The sequence below is a fragment of the Bradyrhizobium sp. SBR1B genome, assembly GCF_014198205.1.
GTDB lineage: Bacteria > Pseudomonadota > Alphaproteobacteria > Rhizobiales > Xanthobacteraceae > Bradyrhizobium.
The window spans coordinates 326,567-352,657 of record NZ_JACIHC010000004.1 but is presented as its reverse complement, the minus strand read 5'-3'; the positions used below and the strand labels follow the sequence as shown (position 1 = coordinate 352,657).

The following is a 26,091-nucleotide window of genomic DNA, read 5'->3' as shown; positions in this document are numbered from 1 at the left end:
CAATCATCAAAATCCCTGACATAGCCTTGCCAAGACGATGCGGGTCGATTCGCCTCGCAGTGATGCCGTGTGCGTAAAGCTTGAGTGCCGGGGGCAGGGGCGCACCGCTGCACGTTGAGCCGTGATCTGGGGACAAGTCGGGCTGCCGCGACGAAAATGTCGGGCCGCCCATCCGGAACCGGCCAATCCTGTCGTGCTTGGTGTAAAACAACGCATGCGAGGGCGTTGATGATGTGGAGTCGGAGATGACGCAGCCTGCAAAGGTCACAGAACCCTCGATGGAGGAGATTCTGGCCTCGATCCGGCGCATCATTGCCGACGATGAGGCCAAGCCGCCGCCGGCAGAGGCCGCAAAGCCCGCGCCAGCTCCTGCTGCGCCCGCACCCAAGCCGCAGGCGATGAACGACATTCCGCCCTCCAAGGTTGCCCCTGCCAAGCCTGCCGCTGAAAAACCTGAGCCACCTCCGGCCGCAAAGCCGGCAGCGGCCCCACCGCCTGCGGCGGAGGCATCACCGAACAGCCAGGACGACATCGACGCGCTGTTGGCGGGGCTGGATACGGCCACAACCGCGCCGGAGGTCCGCGAGCCTGAGCCGGAGCCCGAGCCTGAGCCCGACGTGCTCGAATTGACCGACGAGATGGCGATGGATCCGACGCCGCCTCTGCCGCCGCCGAGCTTTCGCAAGGTCGAGCCGCGTGACGATCTCGAATTCGCCGAATCGCCGCCGCCGCGCCCGACGCCGGCGCCGTCCTACGCGCCGGTGGACTTCGATGCCCCGCCGCTGCCGCCGCAGCAACCCATGCTCGCGCAGTCCACCGTCTCAGCGGTCGAATCCGCCTTCAACTCCCTGGCTCATACGGTGCTCAGCAGCAACGCGCGGACGCTGGAGGATCTGGTCAAGGAGATGCTGCGTCCGATGCTGAAATCCTGGCTCGACGACAATTTGCCGGGCCTCGTTGAACGCATCGTGAAGGCCGAAATCGAGCGGGTCTCGCGCGGCGGGCGCTGATACGGCCCTGCGGCCCCGATAAAGCCCTGCTCCTGCGGCATATTCGGTCTGCGGACCGGGCAGGAAAGCCCTTTGCCGCTGAGCTTCCCGTTGACTTGACCCGCACACGCGGCTTTCTAACAGCCCCATGATCGAGAAAAATTACCAGCCCGCCGATATCGAAGCCCGCATGTCCGTCGTGTGGGAGGACAGCCTTGCCTTCAAGGCCGGCCGCCCCGACCGCCGCGACGCCGTTCCCTTTACCATCGTGATCCCGCCGCCGAACGTGACGGGCTCGCTGCACATGGGCCACGCCCTCAACAACACGCTGCAGGACATCCTGTGCCGGTTTGAGCGGATGCGCGGCCGCGACGTGCTGTGGCAGCCCGGCACAGACCATGCCGGCATCGCCACCCAGATGGTGGTCGAGCGGCAGCTGATGGAGCGCCAGCAGCCCGGCCGCCGCGAGATGGGCCGCGAGAAGTTTCTGGAGCGGGTCTGGCAGTGGAAGGCCGAGAGCGGCGACACCATCATCAACCAGCTCAAGCGGCTCGGCGCCTCCTGCGACTGGTCGCGCGAACGCTTCACCATGGACGAGGGCCTGTCGAAGGCCGTCATCAAGGTGTTCGTCGAGCTGCATCGCGACGGCCTGATCTACAAGGACAAGCGGCTGGTGAACTGGGACACCAAGTTGCTGACCGCGATCTCCGATCTCGAGGTGCAGCAGACCGAGGTGAAGGGCCACCTCTGGTATCTGCGCTATCCGATCGAGGGCAAGACGTTCAATCCTGAGGATCCCTCGAGCTTCATCGTCGTCGCCACCACGCGCCCCGAGACCATGCTCGGCGATACCGGCGTTGCCGTGCATCCCGAGGACGAGCGCTATCAGAAGCTGGTCGGCAAAAACGTGATCCTGCCGCTGGTCGGCCGCAAGATCGCGATCGTCGCCGACGATTATTCCGATCCCGAGAAGGGCTCTGGCGCGGTCAAGGTGACACCGGCGCACGACTTCAACGATTTCGAGGTCGGCAATCGCCACGGCCTGCGCCGCATCAGCGTGATCGACAGGGAAGGTTGCCTCGATCTCGTCGACAACGAGGACTATCTGCGCGACCTGCCGGAAGGCGCCTCGCAATTCGCCGAGGAATTCCACAAGGTCGACCGCTTCGCTGCGCGCAAGCGCATCGTCGAGCGGCTTGAATCGTTCGGCTTCGTCGAGCGGATCGAGCCGCACACCCACATGGTGCCGCACGGCGATCGCTCCAACAGCGTGATCGAGCCGTACCTCACCGACCAGTGGTATGTCGACGCCAAGACGCTGGCAAAGCCCGCGATCGCGGCGGTGCGGTCGGGCGAGACGTCGTTCGTGCCGAAAAACTGGGAAAAGACCTATTTCGAGTGGATGGATAACATCCAGCCCTGGTGCATCTCGCGCCAGCTTTGGTGGGGCCATCAGATCCCGGCCTGGTACGGCCCCGATGGCAAGGTGTTCGTCGCCGAGACCGAGGAGGAGGCCGTCAGCCACGCGCTCGGCTATTACGTCGAGCAGGAGGTCATCACGGCCGAGCAGGGCCGCGAGATGGCGCTCGACCGCATCAAGCGCGAAGGCTTCATCACCCGCGACGAGGACGTGCTCGACACCTGGTTCTCCTCGGCGCTGTGGCCGTTCTCGACGCTCGGCTGGCCCGAGGATGCCCCCGAGGTGCAGCGCTATTACCCGACCAATGCGCTGGTGACCGGCTTCGACATCATCTTCTTCTGGGTCGCCCGCATGATGATGATGGGCATGCACTTCATGAAGGAGGTGCCGTTCTCGACGATCTACATCCACGCCCTCGTCCGCGACGAGAAGGGCGCCAAGATGTCGAAGTCGAAGGGCAATGTCATCGATCCGCTCAACCTGATCGACGAATACGGCGCGGACGCGCTGCGCTTCACGCTGGCTGCGATGGCCGCGCAGGGCCGCGACATCAAGCTCGCCACCAGCCGCGTCGAGGGCTACCGCAATTTCGCGACCAAGCTCTGGAATGCGTCCCGCTTCGCCGAGATGAACCATTGCGCGGTGCCCGAGGGTTTCGAGCCGGCGAAGGCCAAGGAGACGCTGAACCGCTGGATCGCGCATGAGAGCGCGCACACCACGCGCGAGGTGACCGAGGCCATCGAAGCCTATCGCTTCAACGATGCGGCTGGGAGCATCTACCGCTTCGTCTGGAACGTCTATTGCGACTGGTATGTCGAACTCGCAAAACCCGTGCTGCTCGGCCCGGACAGCCCGGCCAAGGACGAAACCCGCGCCATGGTCGCCTGGGCGCGCGATGAGATCCTGAAGCTGCTGCACCCCTTCATGCCCTTCATCACCGAGGAGCTGTGGGAAGTGACGGCCAAGCGCGACGGTCTGCTCGCATTGGCGCCATGGCCGCTGAAGCCGGCTGAGCCGACGCCGGAGCAGCTGGCGATGCTCGCCGCCACGACGGGGACGACCGATCCACTCGTCTCGCCGGCCTGGGTGCTGCCGATCTTCGACCACGCCGACTTCACCGATCCCAAGGCCGAGGCCGAGATCGGCTGGGTCATCGATCTAATCACGCAGATCCGTTCGGTGCGTGCCGAGATGAACATTCCGCCGGCAACGCTGACGGCACTGGTGCTGGTCGGGGCTTCCGCCGAAACCCGGGAGCGGGCGCCGCGCTGGACCGACGTCATCAAGCGTATGGCGCGGCTGTCGGACATCTCCTTCGCTGACCGCGCGCCTGATGGCGCGGTTCAGCTCCTCATCCGTGGCGAAGTGGCCGCGCTGCCGCTGAAGGGCGTGATCGACGTCGCTGCCGAGCGCACGCGTCTCGACAAGGAGATCGGCAAGGCCGACGCCGATATCAAACGCGCCGAGTCCAAGCTCGCGAACGAAAAGTTCGTCGCCAACGCGGCCGAGGAGGTCGTCGAGGAGGAGCGCGAAAAGCGCGAGGCCGCGCTGGCGCGCAAGGCCAAGCTGCTCGAGGCGCTGGAGCGGCTGAAGCAGGCCTCGTGACTTCATCGTCATTCCGGAGCGATGCGCAGCATCGAATCCGGAATCTCGAGGTTCTCCGGTCCGCAATTGCGCACCGTAGTTCGCGTCTTCGCCGCGCCCCGGAACGACGACTACTTCGGGAACGGCTTGCTCAGAAACTTCGAGCCCCTGACGCCATAGCGCCAGGGCAGCTCGACGGCCTTGGTGATGCCGATCCGGATGCCGGTCACCACCTCGACATCGTCCGTCCGCGCATGCAGCGCGATCGGCGGCCGGTCCAGCGGCAGCGTGTTGTGCGCAATGGTGATGCCGAGCGCCTCGGTCAGCTTGCCGGGGCCCGAGCACAGCGCGTGCACATCCTGGAGATGACGGCGGCGGCGCATCGCGGCGATCCCGTGCGTCGGCTCCAGCGCGCGGATCAGCACGGCGCTCGCCGAGCCTTCCTCCTCGCAGACGAAGTTCACGCACCAGTGGATGCCGTAGGAGCGATAGACATAGGCAAAGCCCGGCGGGCCGAACATCATCTGGTTCCGCGGCGTCGGCCCGTTGTAGGAGTGAGCCGCCGGCTCGGTATGATGATAGGCCTCGACCTCGACGATGACGCCGCCGACGCCGTCGACCAGCATGGTCGCGCCAATCAGGTCCCGGGCGACCTCGCGGACGTCACGGTCGAAAAAGCCGCGCTTGAGCAGCTTGCCGAGCCGCGGGGTGGAAGTCTTCAATACTGGAGCCATTCGAGGTGAGAATCGCCTGAGAACAGAGCAGGATATTGCCCATATCTGCCATGTTCCCTGAAGCGGCGCGAGCCGGGTTGCGATGCGGGGCGAGACCGACTAGGTAGGACCTGAACAGACCGGACATCCCATGGTCGTTATTGTCGATACCATCACGAACCCGCTGCGCCCGCGCCACCCCGAAAAGGTGAATCGTCCTGACTCCGCTTCGCCGCCGAAGCCGGACTGGATCCGCGTGCGCGCGCCCAACACCCGTGGCTACGCCGACACCCGCAACATCGTGCGGTCCAACGGCCTGCACACGGTGTGCGAGGAGGCCGGCTGCCCGAACATCGGCGAGTGCTGGGACAAAAAGCACGCCACCTTCATGATCATGGGTGACACCTGCACCCGAGCCTGCGCGTTCTGCAACGTCAAGACCGGCCTGCCGAATGCGCTGGATGCGGCCGAGCCTGAGAATGTCGCCGAGGCGACCGCAAAGCTCGGCCTTGCCCATGTCGTCATCACCTCCGTGGATCGCGACGATCTCGCTGACGGCGGCGCCGAGCACTTCGCCCAGACCATCCGCGCGATCCGCGCCGCGTGCCCCACGACCACGATCGAGATCCTGACGCCGGACTTCCTGCGCAAGGAGGGGGCGCTCGAGGTGGTGGTTGCCGCCAAGCCCGACGTCTTCAACCACAATCTCGAGACCGTGCCGTCGCGCTATCTCACGGTGCGGCCGGGCGCGCGCTACTTCCATTCGATCCGGCTGTTGCAGCGGGTCAAGGAGCTCGATCCCACCATCTTCACCAAGTCCGGCATCATGGTCGGCCTCGGCGAGGAGCGCCACGAGGTGCAGCAGGTGATGGACGACCTTCGCTCGGCCGAGGTCGATTTCCTGACCATCGGCCAGTATTTACAGCCGACCCGCAAGCACCACGCGGTGATGCGCTACGTGCCGCCGGACGAGTTCGCCTCTTACGAGAAGGTCGCCTACACCAAGGGCTTCCTGATGGTGTCGGCGAGCCCGCTCACCCGCTCGTCGCATCATGCCGGCGAGGACTTTGCGAGACTGAAGGCCGCGCGGGCCGCGACGGCCCGCTGAACCGCCATGCCCAAATTTTCGAGCAAGCGCCGTGTCAATCACAGCGCCACCGAGATGTTCGATCTGGTCGCCGACGTCGAGCGCTACCCGGAATTCGTGCCGCTCTGCAGCGCACTGAAGGTGCGCCAGCGCATGGCCAAGCCTGATGGCACCGAGGTGCTGGTCGCCGACATGACGGTGTCGTTCAAGCTGGTCAAGGAATCCTTCACCAGCCGCGTGAGCCTCGACCGCGCCAATCTGAAGATCCTGGTCGAATATCTGCAAGGTCCTTTCAGCAACCTGGAAAATCGCTGGACGTTCGAGCCCAAAGGCGAGGGCGTCTGCGACGTCGGGTTCTTCCTGTCCTACGAATTCAAGAGCCGCATGCTGGCGCTGCTGATGGGCTCGATGTTCGACGCCGCCTTCGCGCGCTTCTCGACCGCGTTCGAGAAACGGGCCGATGCGATCTACGGGCGGAAGCTGGCGCCGTCGTAGGTGTCGATCGCCTGTAGCCCGGATGGAGCGAAGCGTAATCCGGGGCAGTTCGCGCGTCGAAGCACCGTCCCGGATTGCGCTTCGCTCCATCCGGGCTACGAGAATCGACTTCAATCCACCGCCTTCACCACATCAGGCGGCTGCGAGGCGTAATACGCCGCGGCCTGCTCGATCTCCTGCGGCGTCATTGCGCGGGCGATGTTGCGCATCTGCTGGCTGATGTCGTTGCGCCGTTCACCGGAGGCGAAGGCGTGGAGCTGGGCCTTCATGTAGGCCTCGGACTGTCCCTCCAGCCACGGGCTGCCGGTCTTGTTGTCGAGGCTGCCATGGCAGGAGCCGCAGGGCGCGATCCCGCGCATCGGCGCGCCGTAGATGACGATGTTGGGTTTCGGCAGTTGTGGCGTAGGGTGATAGGCCGGAAGCCGCGGCAGATAGGCGTAATAGTTCGAGAGATCGGCGATCTCCTGGTCTGTCAGGTTGACCGCAAACGGCGACATCACGGCATTGGTGCGCGCACCCGAGCGGAAATCGTGCAGCTCCTTGTAGATCACGGCCGCATACTGGCCGGCGAGATTGGGTGAGTCCGCGCGGCTGACGCCGGTCGGGCCGTGACAGATCGCGCAGCGCTGCGCCAGCGTCGCGCCGCGGCCGATCGCCTCCTGGCTCGGACGTGACAACGTGTTCGAGGTCAGCACGACCCCGGACAGGCGTTTTGCCTGTTCGGGCGCCGTGACGCCGGCCGCACGCTGCGGTACGCCGGCGGCACTGCAGATCGCGTCCCAGATATTGGCGAACTGAACCCAGGGCTGCGCGAACGGCAGCACGATGAAGCCGGCAATCGCGGTGACGACGAAGATCGCGGCGGTGATGCCGACGCCAGTCCTGAAATGGCTGTTGCGGAAGGTGAAGAGGTCGCGCGTGCTCATCACTGCGCCCCCACATAGACGGCCGGCACCGAGGTGCCCGAACTCAGCGCCAGATTCAGGATCGGATAGCCGTAATTCGTCAGCGTGAGGCCGATCATCAGCGCCACCCACAGCGCGTGGGTGTTGAGCGCGACCGGCACGGTTGTCGGCTGGTGCACGGCCAGCGCGAAGCGATAGGGCCCGGCGTCGGCCTGCGGCGCGCGCATGCCGCGCGCGAGGATGACGATGAACATGATGCCCGAGGCCAGCAGGATGAAGCCGCCGATCGCCGAGAGGGTGACGGAGAGCGCCTGCGGCGCGATCGCGGGATCGCCGAAATCGAAATAGGCCATGCGGCGCGGCATGCCCAAAATGCCGACCCAGTGCCACGGGAAGGTCGTCACGATCATGCCGATGAACCACAGCCAGAGCTGGGTGCGCATCAGACGAAGATCGATCAGCTCCCGGCCGGTCAGATGCGGCCACAGATCATAGGCAATCGCAAAATACATGATGACGATGGCGCCGCCGAAGATCAGGTGGAAATGGCCGGTGATCCACTGCGTGTTGTGGATCGAGGCATCGAGCTGATAGCTCATGTTGATGAGGCCGCCGGCGCCGCCGAAGCCGAGCATGACGAAGGAGAACGCCAGCGCCAGCATCATCGGGTTGTCCCAGGGCAGGGCCCCGATCCAGCCGAACATGCCGCGGCCGCCGCGCAGCCGCGCCGCGATCTCGACCGAGGCGCAGATCGTGAACACGGTCAGCAGCGTCGGCAGCGCGACCAGTGCGGTGAAGGCTGAATGGATGAACTTGAAGCCGGCGCCGACTTGTGGATCGCCAAAGGTGTGGTGCATGCCGATCGGCATCGCCACCACCAGGAACAGGATGAAGGAGATCCGCGCCATCGAGTCGGAATAGACGCGGCCGCCGATCGCGCGCGGCACGATGGTGTAATAGGCGATGTAGGTCGGCATCAGCCAGAAATAGACGATGGCGTGCAGCGTCCAGGAGAAGAAGACGCGGGCGAGGCCGGCATCGATGGTGGCCTTGAGGCCTGCCGCAACCGGAATGATCTGCAGCAGCAGCTCGAGCGCGGCTCCGACCGCGGTCCAGGCCCAGAGGTAGGAGCCCGCGACATTGGCGAACATGGCGAGCGGCACTGGCGCGCCGGGATTGGCCTTGCGCCAGACGCGCAGATTGACCGACATCAGCGCGACCCAGATCCAGGAGCCGACCACGACCAGGACGACGCCGAGATAATAGAAGACGTTGCCGATCAGCGGCGGATAGAAGGTGTAGAGCACCGAGGCGCGGCCGAGCGCGATCGGGATCACCGCCATGACGCTGCCGGCGACGATCAACCAGAATCCGGCCCAGGCCCAGCGCACACCGACCAGGCGCTGCTGCAGCGCGGACTCGCTGATGGCGTAGCCGAAGGCCATCGCCACCAGGGTCGGGAAGACGTAGCCCATCACCGTGCCGTGGGCGGTCAGCGAGCGGTAATAGAGCTCGGGGTTGGAGAGCCAGGTGCCGATCGGGCTGCGGATGAACATCTGCCAGGCGCCGAGCGTGAGCGCGATGCCGAATACGGCGAAGGCCAGCCAGAAATGGGCGAGGATGAGCTTCCTATTGACCAACACAGCTCAGCCTCCCGCCACCCTTCGCGCGATCGGCGAATTCGGTCTTGTCGATCACCTTGACCTTGCCCCACATGCCCTCATGGCCAAAGCTGCAGAACTCCTGGCAGGGCATCAGATAGTCGCCGGTCTTCGCGAAGCGCATCAGCTGCTCGGAGATGTAGCCCGGCACCAGCATGGTGTTGACGTTGGTGCCCTGGATCAGGATGCCGTGGACGACGTCGGCGCTGGTGGCCCGCAGCGTGATCGGCGTATCCGCGGGCACCACGATGCAGGCTGGCGTGAAGGAATATTGCTGGCCGATTGCGCGCACGGTGACATTGCCGTTGGCCTCCAGCACGCTGCCGAGATTGCTCTCGACGAATTCGCCGGACAGATGCAGGCGCGAGGGATCGGTGATCTCGACGCGCGGCTGCGGCATGGTCGCGCGATGGATGCCGGCGAATGCCGCCAGCAGCGCCATCATCACGATGATGATCACGGCGATGGTGGCCCAGCGCCGCTCGACGCGGGCGGCGACCTCGGCGCTGTTGTGATGAGTTTCCTCTGCGCTCATTGCAGCGATCCGCGGGGCAGGAAGACGAACAGATAGAAGGCGAGCCACATCGCGACCACGCAGGCGGTGGCGATGCCGGCGAGTACGATCGCGCCGGACGGGCCTTGCGCGACGACCTCCTCGACGGCCTGGTCGGCGCTCGCGGGGCTGGTCGGCGGGTCGGAGTTGATCATGTGATTCTCAGTTCAGCGGTGCGGAGCGCAGCTCGTTGGCCTCGCGCGCCGAGACCGGCGTGCCGCGATTGCCCCAGGCGGTGCGGATGTAGGAGACGACGGCGGCGATCTCGTTGTCGGACAACAGGCCCGCGAACGGCGGCATGCCGTAGGGCATCGGGTTGCCCTTGGTGCCTGGCGGATAGCCGCCATTGAGCACCATGCGGATTGGGTTGACCGCGGACTGCATCTCGATCGACTGGTTGTTGGCGAGCGGCGGCCAGTGCGGCGGCTTGCCTTCGCCCTGCGTGCCGTGACAGCTCGCGCATTGCTTGTCGTAGACGGTCTTGCCGAGGCTGATCAGCAGGCTGCTTTCGGTGGTCGGCAGCGTCGAGCTTGCCGGCGGCGGAGGCGAGGGCTCCGCAATGCCCTTGAGGTACACCGCCATCGCGCGGGTGTCCTCGTCATTGAGATATTGCAGGCTGTTGTGCACGACCTCGGCCATCGGGCCGTAGACCACGCCGCGCATGGAGACGCCGGTCTGGAGCAGGTCGGTGATGTCCTTGATGCTCCAGTCGCCGAGGCCGGCCTCGCGATTGGACGTCAGCGAGGGCGCGTACCAGTTCTGCATCGGGATCAGGCCGCCCTTGAAGGCATCCGATTGCGAGGTGCCGCCGAGCGCATTGATCGGCGAATGGCACATGCCGCAATGGCCGAGGCCTTCGACGAGATAGGCGCCGCGATTCCATTCCGCCGATTTCTTCGGATCGGGCTTGAACTCCCCTTCGCTGAAGAACAGCGTGCGCCATCCCAGGATGAGCTGCCGGTTGTCGTAGGGAAAGCGCAATTCGTGCGGCTTGTTCTTCTGGCTCACCGGCGCGATCGAGCGCAAATACGCGAAGATCGCGTCGCTGTCGGCGCGCGTCACCTTGGTGTAGGACGCGAACGGCATGGCAGGATAGATCAACCCGCCGTCCGGGAAACGGCCGCTGTGCATGGTCTTGTAGAAGTCGTCGGCGCTCCATTTGCCGATCCCGGTATCCGGGTCCGGCGTGATGTTGGAGGTGTAGAGCGTGCCGAACGGCGTCGGCATGGCGCGGCCGCCGGCGAACAGGCGGCCTTCCGGCGCGGTGTGGCACGCCGTGCAATCGCCGGCACGGGCGAGATATTCACCGCGGGCGATGATGTCGCTGCTCTTGTCCTGCGCCTGCGCGGCCGTGGCGAGCGCGGCGAGGGCAAGGAGCTGGATCGATAACAGTGCGGTCGACAGTTTCGAGCCCATCATCCGCCTCGTCAGTTGGGCTGGCTGCCGCAGCCGAAAGGCAGCGCGTAGGTGCCTTTCGGCACGGGGGCCGGGTTCGTGGGCGCCGCTCGTGTCGCGAGCCAGGCCGCGACCGCGGTGACGTCCGCCTCGGTCAGATGGCCTGCGACTTGCTGCATGCAGTCTGGCGATTTCGCCGTGCGGGTGCCGTAGCGCCAGGCGCCGAGCTGGGCGCTGATGTAATTGGCGCGCAGGCCAAGCAGGCCGGGGATGCCGGGTTGCATGCCTGCGAGTCCCGGGCCATGGCAGCTCACGCAGGCCGGAATGTTGCGGCTGGCATCGCCGCTGGTGGCGAGCAGCTCGCCCTGCGCCAGCACGTCCTTGCTGACCTCGCTCGGCGCCGGCTGCGGTAGCGGCGGATGTTCGCCGGCGAAATATTCCGCCATTGCCTCCAGATACGGATCGGGCAGAAACTCCAGCAGATAGTTCATGGGCGGATATTTGCGGCGGCCGCTGCGGAAGGCGAGCAGCTGATTGTAGAGATAGCCGGCGGGCTTGCCGGCAAGCCGCGGGAAATAGACGTCGCTGGTGCCTTCGCCCTTGTTGCCGTGACAGGGCGTGCAAGCCTCGACCCGCGCCGCCATCGTGTCTGGAGGCTGGTTGGCCGTTTGTGCGGCCGCACCATCAATGGTGGCCAAGGTGATGGTTACGGCGACTGAAGCCGCGGCGCGAGCGAACAATTTCGTCGCCCTCCAAATGCTGGTCCGGTTGATTCCGGCTCACAACGTAGAGCGGCATTATTGCGCCAATATTTTCTCGCGCAAGATCGGAGACGCGTGATGACGTTTGGTCGCGCCGTCTGCATCCGCGATTCCGATCGAATTGGACAAACTTGCGTGCATTTTTCGAAAACTGAGCATAACGCTGCGGTCTCGCGACAGTTCCTGCCCGAGTCCTGCATTGGTCATGTCGCCCTCAGATGTCAGAGGGCGCAGGGAAGGCCGGGTGCCGGCTGGCACCCGCGGTCCACTGTGCGAATCCTGCGTGACAAGAAGCTGCACAGCGGCATACAGGTGTAGCCAGGACAACCCGGCCTTCCCTGCGCAGTGGTTTGACGGCTTATGCCGAGCTCTCCCCGGGGAGCGATGCACTATTGCCCCCGTCGCCTTGCAGATGACTGACGTGCGCACCCGGTCGGGCACCACACATCACCACAAGACTTGACGCACAGACCCCGGGCGTCAGGACGACACGGTTTTGCCGTACGCAAATCACACCGGTCGTGTGCGCGATAGGCTGTTGCTCACGGTTGCCCGCCCTGCAATGCCTCTCGCGCCGATGTGACGAACGTCCACCGCAGCTCACCCCACGTTTCGTGACGATCGCGATACGCCCCTCTGACCGGGGTGAGGTGGCGAGACAATGCGACAAAGCCGAAATTCTGTAAAGGCGAATATTTTCGCCCACGCGCCTTGCCCTACGGCTAGCGTGTTTTGCCCGTCGGGCAACGCAAGACATTGTACGCCGTAGGGCGGATTAGCCGAAGGCGTAATCCGCCATTCTGGTACCGCGACGAGAGACGCGGCGGATTACGCTTCGCTAATCCGCCCTACGGGACGGTGTTCCCTTCGGGATCAATTCGTGCCGCAGTGAGTTTGCAACGGATTGTCCGGGTTGGAGCCGCCATGACCATCAATTTCGACACGTTGAAAGCCTCGCTCGTCCTGTATGGCTTGAACGCGATTTACGCGATCCTGCTGCTCGCGATCGGCTGGTACCTGTCGGGCGCCATGCAGCGGTTCGTCACGCGCCTGTTGAGCGTCACGCACCGCGTCGACCCGCTCGTGACTTTGTTCGTGGGCAGCCTCGCACGTTACGGCGTGCTGGCGGTGGTCGGCATCGCCGTGCTTCAGCTGTTCGGCATTCAGACCGCGAGCCTCGTTGCCGTGCTGGGCGCGACATCGCTCGCCATTGGTCTGGCACTTCAGGGCACGCTCTCCAATCTCGCCGCCGGCGTGATGCTGCTGTTGTTCCGGCCGTTTCACATCGGTAACGACGTCGAGGTCGCCGGCAAGGCGGGCAAGGTAAAGTCGCTGTCGCTGTTCATGACCGAGCTGGTCGCGCCCGACAACACGCAGATCCTGTTGCCTAACGGGCAGGTGTGGGGCGCGGCCATTATCAACCGCAGCGCCTATCCCGGCACGGGCGAGGTCAAGGTTGCGTTTCCGGTCAGGGCCGGATCGGCCAACGCGCTGGCAGACCAGATCCTGAAACAGCTGCGCGACGATCCCCGCATCGCCAAGGGCGGCGCACCGTCGGTCAATGTGTCGAAGGTGATCGCCGCAGATCCCGCGGCGCCCGTCGTGGAATTGACGGTCAGCGCAAGGGTGAATCCGTCGGATGCTGATGCGGTCAGGCAGCGGGTGCTCGATCATGCGAGCGCGCTGCTGGCGGCGGCATAGCCGCCTCAGCCGAAGCGAGTTGGAACGAAACTAATTCCAAGCTGAGCGCTGTTTGCTCCAGCGCAACCAGATCCCGACCGCGCGCGGCGAGGTTCGCGCGTGATCGCGACGGCGTACCACATCGCCGCGTGGAGAGTGGGGGCTGGACTTGGGAAGCAAGATGAAGAATCCGTCGTTGGGGCGAGGGCGCTCGCGGCGCGCATGGAGAACGAAGGATGCGGTGCTGTTGTCCTGGACAGCGTCCGGCTTGCTGCTGCCGGCCCTCGCCGGGGAGGCTTGCCTGGCGCAATCGGCGGCGCCAGGCGCGTCAGTCCAGCTCGATCCTGTCGTGGTGGAGGCGCCGAAGAGCGCGGCGAAGCCCCCGGCGGCATCTCGCGAGCGGGTCGCGGCGCGGCGCGGCGCCGCCAAGCCGCAATCTCGCAGCGGTGACAATTCCGGCGACGAGGTTGCGGGGCATGCTGCCCCGGCTGCATCGGTGCAGGAGCGCTTCGAAGCGCTCGCAGGCGGCGTCGCGCTGGTCCGGCACGAGGATCTCTCGCCCACCGGCAATCCGACCGTGTCCCGTGCCCTCAGCGGTGTTCCCGGTGTCGTGGTGCAGAATTTTTTCGGCGGCAACGACCAGCCGCGCATCCAGATCCGCGGCTCCGGCCTGCAGCAGAATCCGGTCGAGCGCGGGCTGCTGGTGCTGCAGAACGGCTTGCCCATCAATCGCGCCGACGGCTCCTACATCGTCGGCTTCGCCAATCCGCAGCAGGCTGAGGCCATCGAGGTCTATCGCGGCTACATGGCCAACCGCCTCGGCGCCACCGTGCTCGGCGGCGCGCTGAACTTCGTGTCGCCGACGGGATCGTCCTCGCCGGGAACGCAGGCCGCAATCAGCAGCGGAAGCTTCGGGCAGATCAATGCCAGCGCGCAGACCGGCGGCAGGAAAGACAATGTGGACGCGCTGGTGCAGGCCGATTTCAGCCGTCGTGACGGCTTTCGCGACTACAACAGCTCCGAGCGCAGCAGTTTCGATGCCAATGTCGGCGCCGTGCTGTCCGAGAATGTCAGCACGCGCTTCTTCATCGGCTACACCGATCTCGGCTTCGATGTGGCGGGACCGCTGACCAAGAGCGCGATGCAGGCCAATCCGCGGCAGGTGTTTGCCGGGCCGACCTTCATCCCGCCGTCGACCTCGATCAATCCGGGGCCCAACGTGGTGCGCGACAGGCCGCGCCGCGAGGCCGAGCAGTTCGTGGCGGGATCGCGAACCACCGCGACGTTCGATGCGCATCTGTTCGACGTGGCGCTCGGCTATACCCACACCGACGACATGTTCCGCTTTCCGATCTCCTCAGGCGTCCGCGCCACGCGGGGTGACGATGCGACCGGCGTGTTCCGCTACGCCTACAAGCCCGACAGCGCGGCGGCGTTGCCGCTCGTGGAAACGACCGCGCAATATTCGGTGGGATCGGCGGATCGGGAGAATTTCATCAACCAGGCCGGGCAGACCGGCGCCAAGTTCGGCGAGAGCCGACTCGATGCGACGACGCTGGCGCTGCATAGCGGCCTCAATCTACCGATCTGGGACCGGATCACCGTGTCGCCGGCGATCGCCTATGGCTACGCCACGCGCGACAATGACGACGTCTACCGGAGCGCGACGCGGCCGACGATTGCCTACAATCCGGCAAATCCGACCATGCTGCTGCCGAACGGCGCAGTGCCGACGCAGAGCTCGATCTATGCGCGCAGCTATTCGGCGTGGAGCCCCAGCCTCGGCGTGACCTTCCGGCCCGTGCCCGGCCAGACCGTCTTTGCCGCGGTCAGCCGCAGCTTCGAGCCGCCGTCACATGACGATTTGCTCGCGACGATCAACGGGACGCCGAACAGCAGCCCGGGGCGGCCGACGCCGGGCAATCCGGGGCTCGTCGCAGCAGCGTTCGCGACGCCCAATCTGAAGGCCCAGACCGCCACTACCGTTGAGGGCGGCTGGCGCGGCCGCGCCGGCATCCTGTCGTGGGACGCGGTCAGCTACTATTCCTGGGTCGACGACGAGCTGCTCAGCCTGCGCGACTCCACCGGCGCGTTGATGGCAGCGTTCAATGCCGACCGCACCACGCATCTCGGCGTCGAGCTCGGCCTCGGCGTCAGGATCGCGCAGCGGCTGACCGGCCGCGTCGCCTACACCTACCAGGACTTCCGCTTCGACAACGATCCGCTGCGCGGCAACAACCGGCTCGCCGGCGCGCCGCCGCATCTCGTCAACGCGGTCCTGCAATATCAGGCGACCGACGCCTGGAAGCTCGAAGGCGTGGTGCGCTGGAGCCCCGGCCACATGCCGGTCGACAACATGAACACGCTGTTTGCCGATCCGTTCGTGGTCGCCGATCTGCGCACCGAATACCGGATCAGCGAGCGCTTCTCGGTGTTCGGCGAGGTCACCAATCTGTTCGACGCGAACTATGCCGCATCGACCCTGATCGTCGATCAGGCGCGGCCGGACCAGGCCGCGTTCATCCCCGGCGACGGACGCGGCTATTACGGCGGCATCCGGGCGCGGTTCTAACTTGAAGGAGACTCCCATGATTGCAGACCACACGATGCCACCGGTCGAGCTGCCCGGAGGCGATCTCGACGTGGCGAAGATGCCGGGCCATTGGCTGCTGGCCCGGCTCGGCAAGCGCGTGCTGCGTCCCGGCGGACTTGGCCTGACGCGCGCGCTGCTGCACGGGCTGGTGATCGGCGCCGAAGACGATGTCGTCGAGTTTGCGCCTGGGCTCGGCGTTACCGCGCGCCTGATCCTGGCGCGAGGCCCGCGAACCTATGTCGGCGTCGAGCGCGATGCGCAGGCGGCGGCGTGGACGAGGCAGCAGCTGCCGGCGAGGCGGAACGTCTCGGTCATCGTCGGCACGGCCGATCGGACGACCTTGCCGGCAGGTTCGGCGTCGGTCGTGATCGGCGAGGCGATGCTGAGCATGCAGACCCAGGAGCAGAAGCGCCGCATCGCGGCGGAAGCGTTCCGGCTGCTTCGCCCCGGCGGACGTTACGGCATCCACGAGCTCGCCGTGACGCCGGACAATATGCCGTTCGGCCAAAGGCAGGAGATCGATCGCGCGCTCTCCGGCGCTATCCATGTCGGCGCGCGTCCGTTGTCCGGCGACGGATGGAGAGGGCTGCTGGAGAGCGTCGGCTTTCAGATCGAGGCAGTCGAATTCGCGCCGATGCATCTGTTGCGGCCGCGGCGCCTGGTGCAGGACGAGGGCCTCGTCGGCGCCTTGCGGCTCGCCAGGAATCTGTTGCTGGATCGTGCGGCGCGGCGCCGGGTGCTGGCGATGCGGCGGGTGTTCGAGCAGCATCGCGCCAATCTGGCCGCGATCCGCGTGATTGCCCGGAAGACGTGAGCGGGGTGCTCAGCCCCGCGGCGACCGCGGCGTCCGTCGTTTGGCCACATGCCGGCGCGGCGAGCGCGTCACACGCGGGCGCAGGCGGCTTGCAGCGGGACGGCGCGGCTTGGCCTGGGGCTGCGGGCCGCGGGCCAGATCCATCAGCATGCGCAGCGCCTCGACCACCGAGCGGGCGCGCACCGCGGTGCGGCCGATCGCGCCGAAGCGGTGCTCGCGGTGGATGATGCGCCCGTCGCGCGCGGCGGCGGCGAAATGCACGAGACCGACCGGCTTGCCGGGCGTCGCGCCGCCGGGGCCGGCAATGCCGGTGATGGCGACGGCGAGATCGACGCCGGCACGCTCCAGCGCGCCGACCGCCATCGCGGTCGCGGTCTCCTTGCTGACGGCACCGAAGTTCGTGAGCGTGCCGGCTTCGACGCCGAGCATCGCGCGCTTGGCGTCGTTGGAATAGGTGACGAAGCCGCGATCGATCACGTCGGAAGAGCCGGGGATGTCGGTCAGCGCGCCGGCGACGAGGCCGCCGGTGCAGGATTCAGCCGTCGCGATCGTCAGCTTGCGCATCCGGCACAGGTCGAGCAGCGAGCGGGAGAGGGCGCGTGCGTCGCTGCCGCCCATGACCTAGACGCTCCAGGGAAGACGGATGGTGGCGCTCGCGGTCGCCGCGATGCCTTCCTCGCGGCCGGTGAAGCCGAGCCGCTCGCTGGTGGTCGCCTTCACCGCGACGCGCGAGACGTCGACGCCGGAAATCTCGGCGATGCGCGCACGCATGGTGTCGCGCAGCGGGCCGATCTTCGGCCGCTCGCAGATCATGGTGACCTCGAGATTGGCAACGCGGCCGCCGCGCTGGGTGACGCGCTCGATGGCGTATTTCAGGAACTGGTCGGAGGAGGCGCCCTTCCACTTGGCATCGCTCGGCGGAAAGTGCGAACCGATGTCGCCGTCGGCGAGCGCGCCGAGGATGGCATCGACCAGCGCATGCAGGCCGACGTCGCCGTCGGAATGAGCGAGAAAACCCTTGGTGTGCGGCACGCGCACGCCGCAGAGCATGAGATGGTCGCCCTCACCGAAGGCGTGCACGTCGTAGCCCGTGCCGGTCCTGATATCGCCGAGCTGGGCCGCCAGGCGCGCTTCCTCGCGCACGAAATCCTCGGGAGTGGTGAGCTTCATATTGGCAACATCGCCTTCAAAGGTTGCAACCGTCAATCCCGCCCATTCGGCAATCGCGGCATCGTCGGTGAAATCGCTGCGGCCATCCTTCGCGGCGCGACGATGCGCTTCGAGGATGACGTCGAAACGAAAGGATTGCGGCGTCTGCGCGATTCGCAGCCGCGCACGGTCCGGCGTGCCCTCGACATTGCCGCCATCGCCGGTCAGCTTGATGGTGTCGGTGACGGGAACGGCGGGGATGGCAGCGCCGGTGCGGCTCGCCGCCTCGATCGCGCGCGAGATCAATCCTTCCGAGACGAATGGGCGGGCGGCGTCGTGGATCAGCACGATGTCGGGCTCGTGCTTGACCAGCGCCTCGAGGCCGGCAAGCACCGAGGCCTGCCGGGTCGCACCGCCATTGGTCGGCGGCTCGTGCTCGAGCCCGGCGACCGCGGCCGTGAAGATGGCGCTGTCATCAGGGTTCACCACCGGCTGCACCGCAAACACGTCGGCGTGGCGGCTGAAGGCTTCCATGGCGCGGTAGATTACGGGCACGCCGCCGATCTCGCGATATTGCTTCGGCCCACCGGCGCCCGCACGCAGTCCACGCCCGGCTGCCACGAGGACGACTGCGGTGCGTTGTGATTTCGCCATAGGACTCGAATACTCAGTTGGTGATGGAGAGTCGGGAGTGGGGTGATTGCCGCATGCCTCTAGCACGGCAGGCCCGCAAAAAAAGGGGGTTTCCCCGGATTGTTGGAAACAGCAATTTGCTGCACTGCACTTGAAAGATTTGCAGAATTGTCTAAACTGTAGGCATGACGCTTGACTGCACAAGAATTGTGCGCAAGATAGGTCATGGCAGGCGCGATGAGGCCCTGCCCAGTCAACGAGAACCCCGTGACCGGTTCGGCAGTATCCGGCTCTAAGCCGTTGAAAATAGGCGATATTGATGTCGCCACCCCGGTCTTCCTGGCACCGATGTCGGGGGTGACTGACTCGCCCGTCCGCCGGTTGGCCGCCGAGCTTGGCGCCGGTCTCGTCGTGTCCGAAATGACCGCCAGCGATGAGCTCGCGAGCGGCCACCGGATGTCCCGGTTGCGTTGCGAAGCCACCGGCATCGGCCCGCACGTGGTCCAGCTCGCCGGCTGCGAGACGCATTGGATGGCGGAGGGCGCCCGGATCGCGGAAGCCGAGGGCGCCGATATCATCGACATCAACATGGGCTGTCCGGCCCGCCACGTCACCGGCGGTCAGTCCGGCTCGGCCTTGATGCGCGACCTCGACCATGCCGTCAGCCTGATCGATGCGACCATCGCGGCGGTGAAGGTGCCGGTGACGCTGAAGATGCGGCTGGGCTGGGACGACCGCAGCCGCAACGCGCCGGAACTGGCGCGGCGCGCGGAAGCCGCCGGCGTCAAGCTCGTCACGGTGCATGGCCGCACCCGCAGCCAGTTCTACAAGGGCGAGGCCGATTGGGATGCGATCCGCGCCGTGCGCGAGGCCACCTGCCTTCCGCTCGTCGTCAACGGCGACATCACTTCCTACGAGAAAGCGCTCGCGGCGCTCGAAGCCTCCGGCGCCGACGCCGTGATGATCGGCCGCGGCGCGCAGGGCCAGCCCTGGCTGCCCGGTCAGATCGGCCGCCGCCTGCAGGGCGGGGCTGAGGAGGCTGGGCCCTCGCTGGAAACGCAGCTGCATTATGTCCGCACGCTCTATGAGGGTGTCTGCGCGCTCTACGGTCTGCGCATCGGCCTCAGGCATGCCCGCAAGCATCTGGGCTGGGCGCTCGATGTCGCAGCCGAGGTAAGCCGCGCGCCGGCCGAAAAGCTGAAATCCTGGCGCCAGAAGATCCTCACCGCGGAAGATCCGCGCCTCGTCCACCAGTCGCTGCAGGATGCCTTCGACGACTTCGGATGGAGCGCTGCTGCATGAGCTCCGCCGCTGAACATCGCCGGCCGTCCGACAGCGACGCGATCCTGGATGCCTTACCCAATCCCGTGCTCATGATCGGGCCGGACGGCAAGATCGTCGCCGCCAATATCGCGACCGAGGCCTTCTTCGACATCTCGACGCAGTTCCTGAAGCGGCAGTCGCTGAAAGAGCTGGTGCCGTTCGGCAGCCCCTTGCTGGCGCTGATCGACCAGGTGCGCTCGTCGAATTCGCCGGTCAACGAATACAAGGTCGATCTGGGCACGCCGCGCATGGGCGGCGACCGGCAGGTCGATCTGCATGTCGCGCCGCTGACCGAGCGGCCCGGCCATATCGTGGTGATGCTGCAGGAGCGCTCCATCGCCGACAAGATGGACCGCCAGCTCACCCATCGCAGCGCGGCGCGCTCGGTGATCGCGCTGGCCGCGATGCTGGCGCACGAGATCAAGAATCCGCTTTCCGGCATCCGCGGCGCGGCGCAGCTTCTCGAGCAGCAGGCCTCGTCCGAGGACCGCATGCTGACGCGCCTGATCTGCGACGAGGCCGACCGCATCGTGACGCTGGTCGACCGCATGGAGGTGTTCGGCGACGAGCGCCCCGTATTGCGCGGCCCCGTCAACATCCATTCGGTGCTCGACCACGTCAAGCGGCTGGCGCAGTCCGGCTTTGCCCGCAACATCCGCTTCATCGAGGATTACGATCCCTCGCTGCCGCCGGTGCTGGCGAACCAGGACCAGTTGATCCAGGTGTTCCTCAATCTCGTGAAGAACGCCGCAGAAGCCCTGATCGACATCCCTGACGCCGAGATCCAGCTCACCACCGCGTTCCGCCCCGGCGTGCGCCTGTCAGTCCCCGGTCAAAAATCCCGGGTATCCTTGCCGCTCGAATTCTGCGTGAAGGACAACGGACCAGGCGTGCCGGACGATCTTCTGCCCAACCTGTTCGATCCCTTCGTGACCACCAAGCAGACCGGCTCGGGCCTGGGCCTTGCGCTGGTCGCCAAGATCGTCGGCGATCACGGGGGCATCATCGAATGCGAATCTCAGCCGCGCAAGACCACCTTCCGCGTGCTGATGCCGATGTATTCCACATCGGTGAAACATGCCGATCAAAGCAGTCGCGCCGACTCTGCCGGGAAGCCGTCGCCTGCGTCACAGGGGGCGAAATGAGGATTAACGATGCCCGCAGGTAGCATTCTCGTAGCAGATGACGATACCGCCATCCGCACCGTTCTCAATCAGGCACTGTCCCGCGCCGGCTACGAAGTGCGGCTGACCGGCAATGCCGCAACGCTGTGGCGCTGGGTCAGCCAGGGGGAGGGCGATCTCGTCATCACCGACGTGGTGATGCCGGACGAAAACGCCTTCGACCTCTTGCCGCGGATCAAGAAGATGCGGCCGAATCTGCCCGTCATCGTCATGAGCGCGCAGAACACCTTCATGACGGCGATCCGCGCCTCCGAGCGCGGGGCGTACGAATATCTGCCGAAGCCGTTCGACCTGAAGGAGCTGATTGCCATCGTCGGCCGCGCGCTGGCCGAGCCGAAGGAGCGGGTCTCGACCCCCGATGAGGACGCCGAGATGGAGGCGATCCCGCTGGTCGGCCGCTCTCCGGCGATGCAGGAAATCTACCGCGTGCTGGCGCGGCTGATGCAGACCGATCTCACCGTGATGATCACGGGCGAGTCCGGCACCGGCAAGGAACTGGTGGCGCGCGCGCTGCACGATTACGGCAAGCGCCGCAACGGCCCGTTCGTCGCGGTCAACATGGCGGCGATCCCGCGCGACCTCATCGAATCCGAACTGTTCGGCCATGAACGCGGGGCCTTCACCGGCGCCAACACGCGCGCCTCCGGCCGGTTCGAGCAGGCCGAGGGCGGCACGCTGTTTCTCGACGAAATCGGCGACATGCCGATGGAGGCGCAGACGCGATTGCTGCGCGTGCTGCAGCAGGGCGAATACACCACCGTCGGCGGCCGCACCCCGATCAAGACCGATGTGCGTATCGTCGCGGCCTCCAACAAGGATCTGCGCGTCCTGATCCAGCAGGGCCTGTTCCGGGAAGATTTGTTCTTCCGCCTCAACGTCGTGCCGCTGCGGCTGCCGCCGCTCCGCGAGCGCATCGAGGATTTGCCCGATCTCATCCGTCACTTCTTCGCGCTGGCCGAGAAGGACGGCCTGCCACCCAAGAAGCTCGACGTGCTGGCGCTGGAGCGGCTGAAGCAGCACCGCTGGCCCGGCAACGTCCGCGAGCTGGAAAACCTCGCCCGGCGCCTCGCCGCGCTCTATCCGCAGGACGTGATCACGGCTTCCGTCATCGATGGCGAGCTCGCGCCGCCCTCGGTCAGCCCGGGCGCCGCGGTCCAGCAGGGCGTCGACAATCTCGGCGGCGCAGTGGAGGCCTATCTGTCCTCGCACTTCCAGGGCTTTCCCAACGGCGTGCCGCCGCCCGGCCTCTATCACCGCATCCTCAAGGAGATCGAGGTGCCGCTGCTCACGGCCGCGCTCGCCGCCACCCGCGGCAACCAGATCCGCGCCGCCGACCTGCTCGGCCTCAACCGCAACACGCTGCGCAAGAAGATCCGGGATCTCGACATCCAGGTCTATCGGAGCGGGGGCTAGTTCCCTCGCGACAAACGCTAAACGCGTTTACGCGGACGGTGGCTCAGCTCCCCCTACCAAAGCGGAGCTGAGCCTGTCCGGATCGCGCTGGCCGTTTTGGCTGACGCGGTGAGCAGAAGTCGGAATGGGGCCGAAATGTTCCGCGGTCACACATGTTCCGCGGTCACACAAGGGTGAGGCATTCAGTCGCCCGCGACCGCGATCCATCACCTGAACAGTCGCTCGGTCGACGGCATCAGGCGCGCTACGTCTGTCGTCGGCTCCTGCAGACCAGGACCGTTGACCAGCAGATCGGACGCCACGATCAGCAGCAGAACGGCAGAAACCATTATCGCGAGGAAGAACCTATCCATGCCATGTCAAGCCCGAATGGCCGGAAACAGTTCCCCCGTCTGACATTATCGATCTACCTCTAGAAGGTTCCAAGATCTGGCGTCCCGCTATGCCGGAAACCGCTGACCGTTGACCTATGTCAACGTCGCCGGTGACATCTCTCCTTGAGTGGCCTCGCACACAACGAGGTCAGATTGCGATGGAAAATCTGAAGCCGTCTGCCGGTCCCATGTCGGAGTTAGTCGCCTCCGCCGTGGAGTATCTGGTCGATGCCGGACAGCGGAGCGTGTTGTTTCTGGACATCATGCGCCAGCGCGGCGACCGATATCGCGAGCACCTCGCGCTGACCGCGCCGCATGTGCTGCAATATGCCGCCGAGTTGATCACGGACGGCCGCAAACTCGACGAGCCTGTCAACTACGCGCTCGTACGCATCATCCCGCCCAAGAATGTCGCGATCGACATGAGGCGGCGGCCGTTCGTCGTCGTCGATCCGCGCGCCGGCCATGGTCCCGGCATCGGCGGCTTCAAGGCGGACAGCGAAATCGGTGTCGCGATGCAGGCGGGACATCCCTGCTACTTCATCGGGTTTCTGCCCGAACCCATGCCCGGCCAGACGATCGAGCGCATTGCGCGAGCCGAAGCGAAGTTTCTTGAAACTGTCATCAGCCGTCACCCCGACGCCGACGGCAAGCCTTGCGTCATCGGCAATTGTCAGGCCGGCTGGGCGATCATGATCCTGGCGTCGCTACGGCCGGAGCTGTTCGGACCGCTGATCATCGCCGGCGCGCCGCTCGCTTATTGGGCGGGCGTGCATGGCAAATATCCGATGCGCTATTCCGGCGGCCTCTTGGGCGGAAGCTGGCTGACGGCGCTGACGAGCGATCTCGGTGCCGGCAAGTTCGACGGCGCCTGGCTGGTGCAGAATTTCGAGAACCAGAACCCCTCGAACACGCTCTGGACCAAGCAATACAACGTCTATTCCAAAGTCGACACCGAGGCCGAGCGCTATCTCGACTTCGAACGCTGGTGGGGCGGGCACGTCAATCTCAACGCCGAGGAGATCCAGTTCATCGTCGATGAGCTGTTCATCGGCAACAACCTCGCCGCCGGCCGGATCGAAATGTCGGACGGGGAGAAGGTCGACCTGCGCAATATCCGCTCGCCGATCGTGGTGTTCTGCTCCAAGGGCGACAACGTCACCCCGCCGCAGCAGGCGCTGGACTGGATTTGCGACTGCTACGCCGACGTCAATGAGATCAGGGCATATGGCCAGACCATCGTTTACACCATCCACGAAAGCATCGGTCATCTCGGGATCTTCGTGTCCGGAGGCGTTGCCAAGAAAGAGCATTCCGAGTTCTCCAGCAACATCGATCTGATCGACGTGCTCCCGCCCGGGCTCTACGAGGCGACGTTCGAGGCGAGGGGCAGCGAGACGCTCAACGCCGACCTTGCAACGGGACAATGGGTAATGCGTTGCGAGGCCCGTACGCTCGACGACATCCGGGCCATGGGTGGCAATTCCCCCGAGGATGAGCGGCGGTTCGCCACCGCCAAGCGCATCTCGGAGCTCAATCTTGCAGCCTATCAGAAATTCGTGCAGCCCTGGATCAAGAAGATGGTGACGCCACAGGCGGCCAACTGGGCGCGCGAGATGCATCCGCTACGCATGCAATATGAGGCTTTCAGCAGTCAGAATCCATGGATGTCCATGGTGAAGGCGGCGGCCGATCGCGCCGAAGAGAAGCGCAGGCCGGTGTCGCAAGACAATCCGTTCCTGGCCTTCCAGGAGCATGTGTCGAAGCAGATTGTGCATGCGCTCGACAGCTGGCGCGATGCCCAGGAGGCGCTGAGCGAGACCGTCTTCCTCAACGTCTATGGCTCACCTGCGCTCCAGGCCGCTGTCGGCATCGACCCCAACGCCGAGTCAACGCGGCGCCGTGAGATGTCGGACGAGCATCGCGCCATGCTCGAAAGCAGGATTGCGGAGTTGAGGGCGAAGATTGGTGACGGTGGCCTGCGGGAGGCTGCTATCCGCGCGCTGCTCTATGTCGGCTCCGCGCGCGGCATGGTGGACGAGCGCAGCATCGAGGCGCTGCGCCAGGTTAGGCGCGACCATGCCGGCTCCCGGATGACCCTGTCCGCATTCAAGATGCTGGTACGCGAGCAGTTCTTCATGCTGCTGCTCGACCGCGAGGGCGCCTTGGCGGCCATTCCAAGGTTGTTGCCCGAGGACATGAACCAGCGGCGCGCGGCCTTCGAGGCGATGTGCGAGGTGCTCTCGGCAAGCGCGGACATCACCGGCGAGCGCGCCAATCGCCTGAGGCGAGTCGCCGAGTTATTTGGCCTGGACGGAGAGGGCGAGATGACGTCGAACGTCGCGCCATTCGATCCCCAGGCAAGAGCGTCGTAGCGTGGTTGACGAAAGCGGGAGTGACCTGATGTCGACCGATATGACGCACGAAACCGGCGGCAAGTACGACCGGCTAATCGCGGCGGCGAGGGCTGCGCCTCCGACACCGACGGTCGTCGTGCACCCCTGCGACGAGACCTCGCTACGCGGGGCGGTCGACAGCGCCAGCGCGGGGATCATTCGACCGATCCTGGTCGGGCCGGAAGGGAAGATCAGAGACACCGCCGCGAGGTTCGATCTGGACGTATCAAGCTTCGAGATCGTGGATGCCGCCCATAGTGACGACGCCGCGGCCAAGGGCGTCGAGCTCATCCATGCCGCCAGAGGCGAGCTGTTGATGAAGGGCAGCCTTCACACCGACGAGTTGATGCGCGCGGTCACGGCAAAGACCGGCGGCCTGCGCACGGATCGGCGCATCAGCCATGTCTTCGTCATGGATGTCCCGGCCTATGCCGAGACGATTTTCGTCACCGACGCCGCGATCAACATCTTTCCCGATCTCGATGCCAAGCGCGACATCATCCAGAACGCGATCGATCTCTACAATCACGCCGGGTTTGGCCAAACGCCGCGCGTGGCGATCCTGTCGGCGGTCGAGACCGTGACGTCCAAAATTCCCTCGACCATCGAAGCCGCCGCCCTGTGCAAGATGGCCGATCGCGGCCAGATCAGCGGCGGCGTGCTCGACGGTCCCCTGGCGTTCGACAACGCCATCGACCCGGAAGCGGCACGCATCAAGGGCATCGAGTCCGAGGTCGCCGGCCGCGCACAGATCCTGGTCGTTCCAGATCTGGAGTCCGGCAACATGCTGGCCAAGAATCTCGCCTATTTCGCCAAGGCGGATGGTGCCGGCATTGTTCTTGGCGCGCGGGTACCCGTCGTCCTGACGTCGCGCGCCGATACACCGCGTGCGCGCATGGCCTCGTGTGCGGTGGCGGCGCTCTACGCGCGCGCCCGGCGCCAGAAGGCGCCGTCAGTGGCCGCGTGATC

General features: G+C 65.6%; 22 protein-coding genes. 12 read left to right on the top strand and 10 right to left on the bottom strand.

The features are described from left to right. Positions 1 to 245 precede the first annotated feature (245 nt). Complete coding sequence (locus GGD61_RS13380) at positions 246 to 1,010, top strand: PopZ family protein (RefSeq protein WP_183230776.1); 765 nt, start codon at positions 246 to 248, stop codon at positions 1,008 to 1,010. Positions 1,011 to 1,137: 127 nt separating this feature from the next. Further along, on the top strand, positions 1,138 to 4,014 hold the full coding sequence (locus GGD61_RS13375; RefSeq protein ID WP_092258293.1) for a valine--tRNA ligase: 2,877 nt from the start codon (positions 1,138 to 1,140) through the stop codon (positions 4,012 to 4,014). A gap of 110 nt (positions 4,015 to 4,124) precedes the next feature. Here the strand turns inward: GGD61_RS13375 and GGD61_RS13370 are convergent, their stop codons facing one another. Beyond that, a complete protein-coding gene (locus GGD61_RS13370; protein WP_092258289.1) occupies positions 4,125 to 4,727 on the bottom strand; it encodes a DNA-3-methyladenine glycosylase in 603 nt (200 codons plus the stop codon). Positions 4,728 to 4,857: 130 nt separating this feature from the next. Here GGD61_RS13370 and lipA point away from each other — a divergent pair, with 130 nt between their 5' ends. Together lipA and GGD61_RS13360 are read left to right on the top strand one after the other, a co-directional pair. Next, entirely contained in the window at positions 4,858 to 5,814 is a 957-nt protein-coding gene (gene lipA, locus GGD61_RS13365) for a lipoyl synthase (RefSeq protein ID WP_092258286.1), read from the top strand. A 6-nt stretch (positions 5,815 to 5,820) separates the two neighbouring features. Next, positions 5,821 to 6,288 carry a type II toxin-antitoxin system RatA family toxin gene (locus GGD61_RS13360; protein ID WP_092258282.1) on the top strand — a complete coding sequence of 156 codons (468 nt, stop codon included), beginning with the start codon at positions 5,821 to 5,823 and terminating at the stop codon, positions 6,286 to 6,288. A gap of 110 nt (positions 6,289 to 6,398) precedes the next feature. Here GGD61_RS13360 and GGD61_RS13355 read toward each other — a convergent pair whose 3' ends face one another. Genes GGD61_RS13355 through GGD61_RS13330 form a run of 6 tightly spaced genes read right to left on the bottom strand, consistent with a single transcriptional unit; the run spans position 6,399 to position 11,542 of the window. Next, positions 6,399 to 7,214: a cytochrome c gene (locus tag GGD61_RS13355; RefSeq protein WP_177237181.1), complete on the bottom strand. Its 816-nt coding sequence runs from the start codon at positions 7,212 to 7,214 to the stop codon at positions 6,399 to 6,401. Further along, positions 7,214 to 8,836: a b(o/a)3-type cytochrome-c oxidase subunit 1 gene (locus GGD61_RS13350; protein ID WP_092258276.1), complete on the bottom strand. Its 1,623-nt coding sequence runs from the start codon at positions 8,834 to 8,836 to the stop codon at positions 7,214 to 7,216. The genes GGD61_RS13355 and GGD61_RS13350 overlap by 1 nt, the downstream gene beginning before the upstream one ends. Beyond that, complete coding sequence (locus GGD61_RS13345; protein WP_092258272.1) at positions 8,823 to 9,389, bottom strand: cytochrome C oxidase subunit II; 567 nt, start codon at positions 9,387 to 9,389, stop codon at positions 8,823 to 8,825. The genes GGD61_RS13350 and GGD61_RS13345 overlap by 14 nt, the downstream gene beginning before the upstream one ends. Further along, complete coding sequence (locus GGD61_RS13340) at positions 9,386 to 9,562, bottom strand: hypothetical protein (RefSeq protein WP_018320427.1); 177 nt, start codon at positions 9,560 to 9,562, stop codon at positions 9,386 to 9,388. The genes GGD61_RS13345 and GGD61_RS13340 overlap by 4 nt, the downstream gene beginning before the upstream one ends. A gap of 7 nt (positions 9,563 to 9,569) precedes the next feature. Continuing rightward, positions 9,570 to 10,826, bottom strand: a complete 1,257-nt coding sequence (locus tag GGD61_RS13335) for a cytochrome c (RefSeq protein ID WP_092258269.1) — start codon at positions 10,824 to 10,826, stop codon at positions 9,570 to 9,572. An 8-nt stretch (positions 10,827 to 10,834) separates the two neighbouring features. Continuing rightward, positions 10,835 to 11,542 carry a c-type cytochrome gene (locus tag GGD61_RS13330; RefSeq protein WP_092258266.1) on the bottom strand — a complete coding sequence of 236 codons (708 nt, stop codon included), beginning with the start codon at positions 11,540 to 11,542 and terminating at the stop codon, positions 10,835 to 10,837. 945 nt (positions 11,543 to 12,487) lie between these two features. On the opposite strand from GGD61_RS13330, the gene GGD61_RS13325 reads away from it, so the two are divergent. From GGD61_RS13325 to GGD61_RS13315, 3 genes are all read left to right on the top strand, one after another. After that, complete coding sequence (locus GGD61_RS13325; protein ID WP_092258263.1) at positions 12,488 to 13,264, top strand: mechanosensitive ion channel family protein; 777 nt, start codon at positions 12,488 to 12,490, stop codon at positions 13,262 to 13,264. A gap of 220 nt (positions 13,265 to 13,484) precedes the next feature. Next, positions 13,485 to 15,815: a TonB-dependent receptor gene (locus GGD61_RS13320; protein WP_244550690.1), complete on the top strand. Its 2,331-nt coding sequence runs from the start codon at positions 13,485 to 13,487 to the stop codon at positions 15,813 to 15,815. A 16-nt stretch (positions 15,816 to 15,831) separates the two neighbouring features. Continuing rightward, positions 15,832 to 16,650, top strand: a complete 819-nt coding sequence (locus GGD61_RS13315) for a class I SAM-dependent methyltransferase (protein WP_244550684.1) — start codon at positions 15,832 to 15,834, stop codon at positions 16,648 to 16,650. 9 nt (positions 16,651 to 16,659) lie between these two features. Here the strand turns inward: GGD61_RS13315 and GGD61_RS13310 are convergent, their stop codons facing one another. Then, positions 16,660 to 17,268, bottom strand: coding sequence for a CinA family protein (locus tag GGD61_RS13310; protein ID WP_092258255.1), 609 nt, complete (start codon positions 17,266 to 17,268; stop codon positions 16,660 to 16,662). A gap of 3 nt (positions 17,269 to 17,271) precedes the next feature. Continuing rightward, a complete protein-coding gene (locus tag GGD61_RS13305; RefSeq protein WP_018320433.1) occupies positions 17,272 to 18,453 on the bottom strand; it encodes a bifunctional 2-C-methyl-D-erythritol 4-phosphate cytidylyltransferase/2-C-methyl-D-erythritol 2,4-cyclodiphosphate synthase in 1,182 nt (393 codons plus the stop codon). A gap of 279 nt (positions 18,454 to 18,732) precedes the next feature. On the opposite strand from GGD61_RS13305, the gene dusB reads away from it, so the two are divergent. From dusB to ntrC, 3 genes are read left to right on the top strand one after another with little or no spacing between them, the layout of a single operon-like run. Continuing rightward, positions 18,733 to 19,734, top strand: coding sequence for a tRNA dihydrouridine synthase DusB (gene dusB / locus GGD61_RS13300; protein ID WP_092258252.1), 1,002 nt, complete (start codon positions 18,733 to 18,735; stop codon positions 19,732 to 19,734). Then, positions 19,731 to 20,900 carry a nitrogen regulation protein NR(II) gene (locus GGD61_RS13295; protein WP_092258633.1) on the top strand — a complete coding sequence of 390 codons (1,170 nt, stop codon included), beginning with the start codon at positions 19,731 to 19,733 and terminating at the stop codon, positions 20,898 to 20,900. Before dusB ends, GGD61_RS13295 begins: the two co-directional genes overlap by 4 nt. Before the next feature lie 9 nt (positions 20,901 to 20,909). Beyond that, entirely contained in the window at positions 20,910 to 22,352 is a 1,443-nt protein-coding gene (gene ntrC, locus GGD61_RS13290) for a nitrogen regulation protein NR(I) (protein ID WP_028144677.1), read from the top strand. Between the two features lie 206 nt (positions 22,353 to 22,558). Here ntrC and GGD61_RS41245 read toward each other — a convergent pair whose 3' ends face one another. Beyond that, entirely contained in the window at positions 22,559 to 22,681 is a 123-nt protein-coding gene (locus GGD61_RS41245; protein WP_283814533.1) for a hypothetical protein, read from the bottom strand. Between the two features lie 203 nt (positions 22,682 to 22,884). Between GGD61_RS41245 and GGD61_RS13285 the strand changes: the two genes are divergently transcribed. Both GGD61_RS13285 and GGD61_RS13280 read left to right on the top strand, forming a co-directional pair. After that, positions 22,885 to 25,101 (top strand): DUF3141 domain-containing protein, encoded by a 2,217-nt coding sequence (locus GGD61_RS13285; protein ID WP_183230775.1) that lies wholly within the window; start codon positions 22,885 to 22,887, stop codon positions 25,099 to 25,101. A gap of 28 nt (positions 25,102 to 25,129) precedes the next feature. Continuing rightward, a complete protein-coding gene (locus GGD61_RS13280; protein ID WP_092258627.1) occupies positions 25,130 to 26,089 on the top strand; it encodes a phosphate acetyltransferase in 960 nt (319 codons plus the stop codon). Positions 26,090 to 26,091 lie beyond the last annotated feature (2 nt).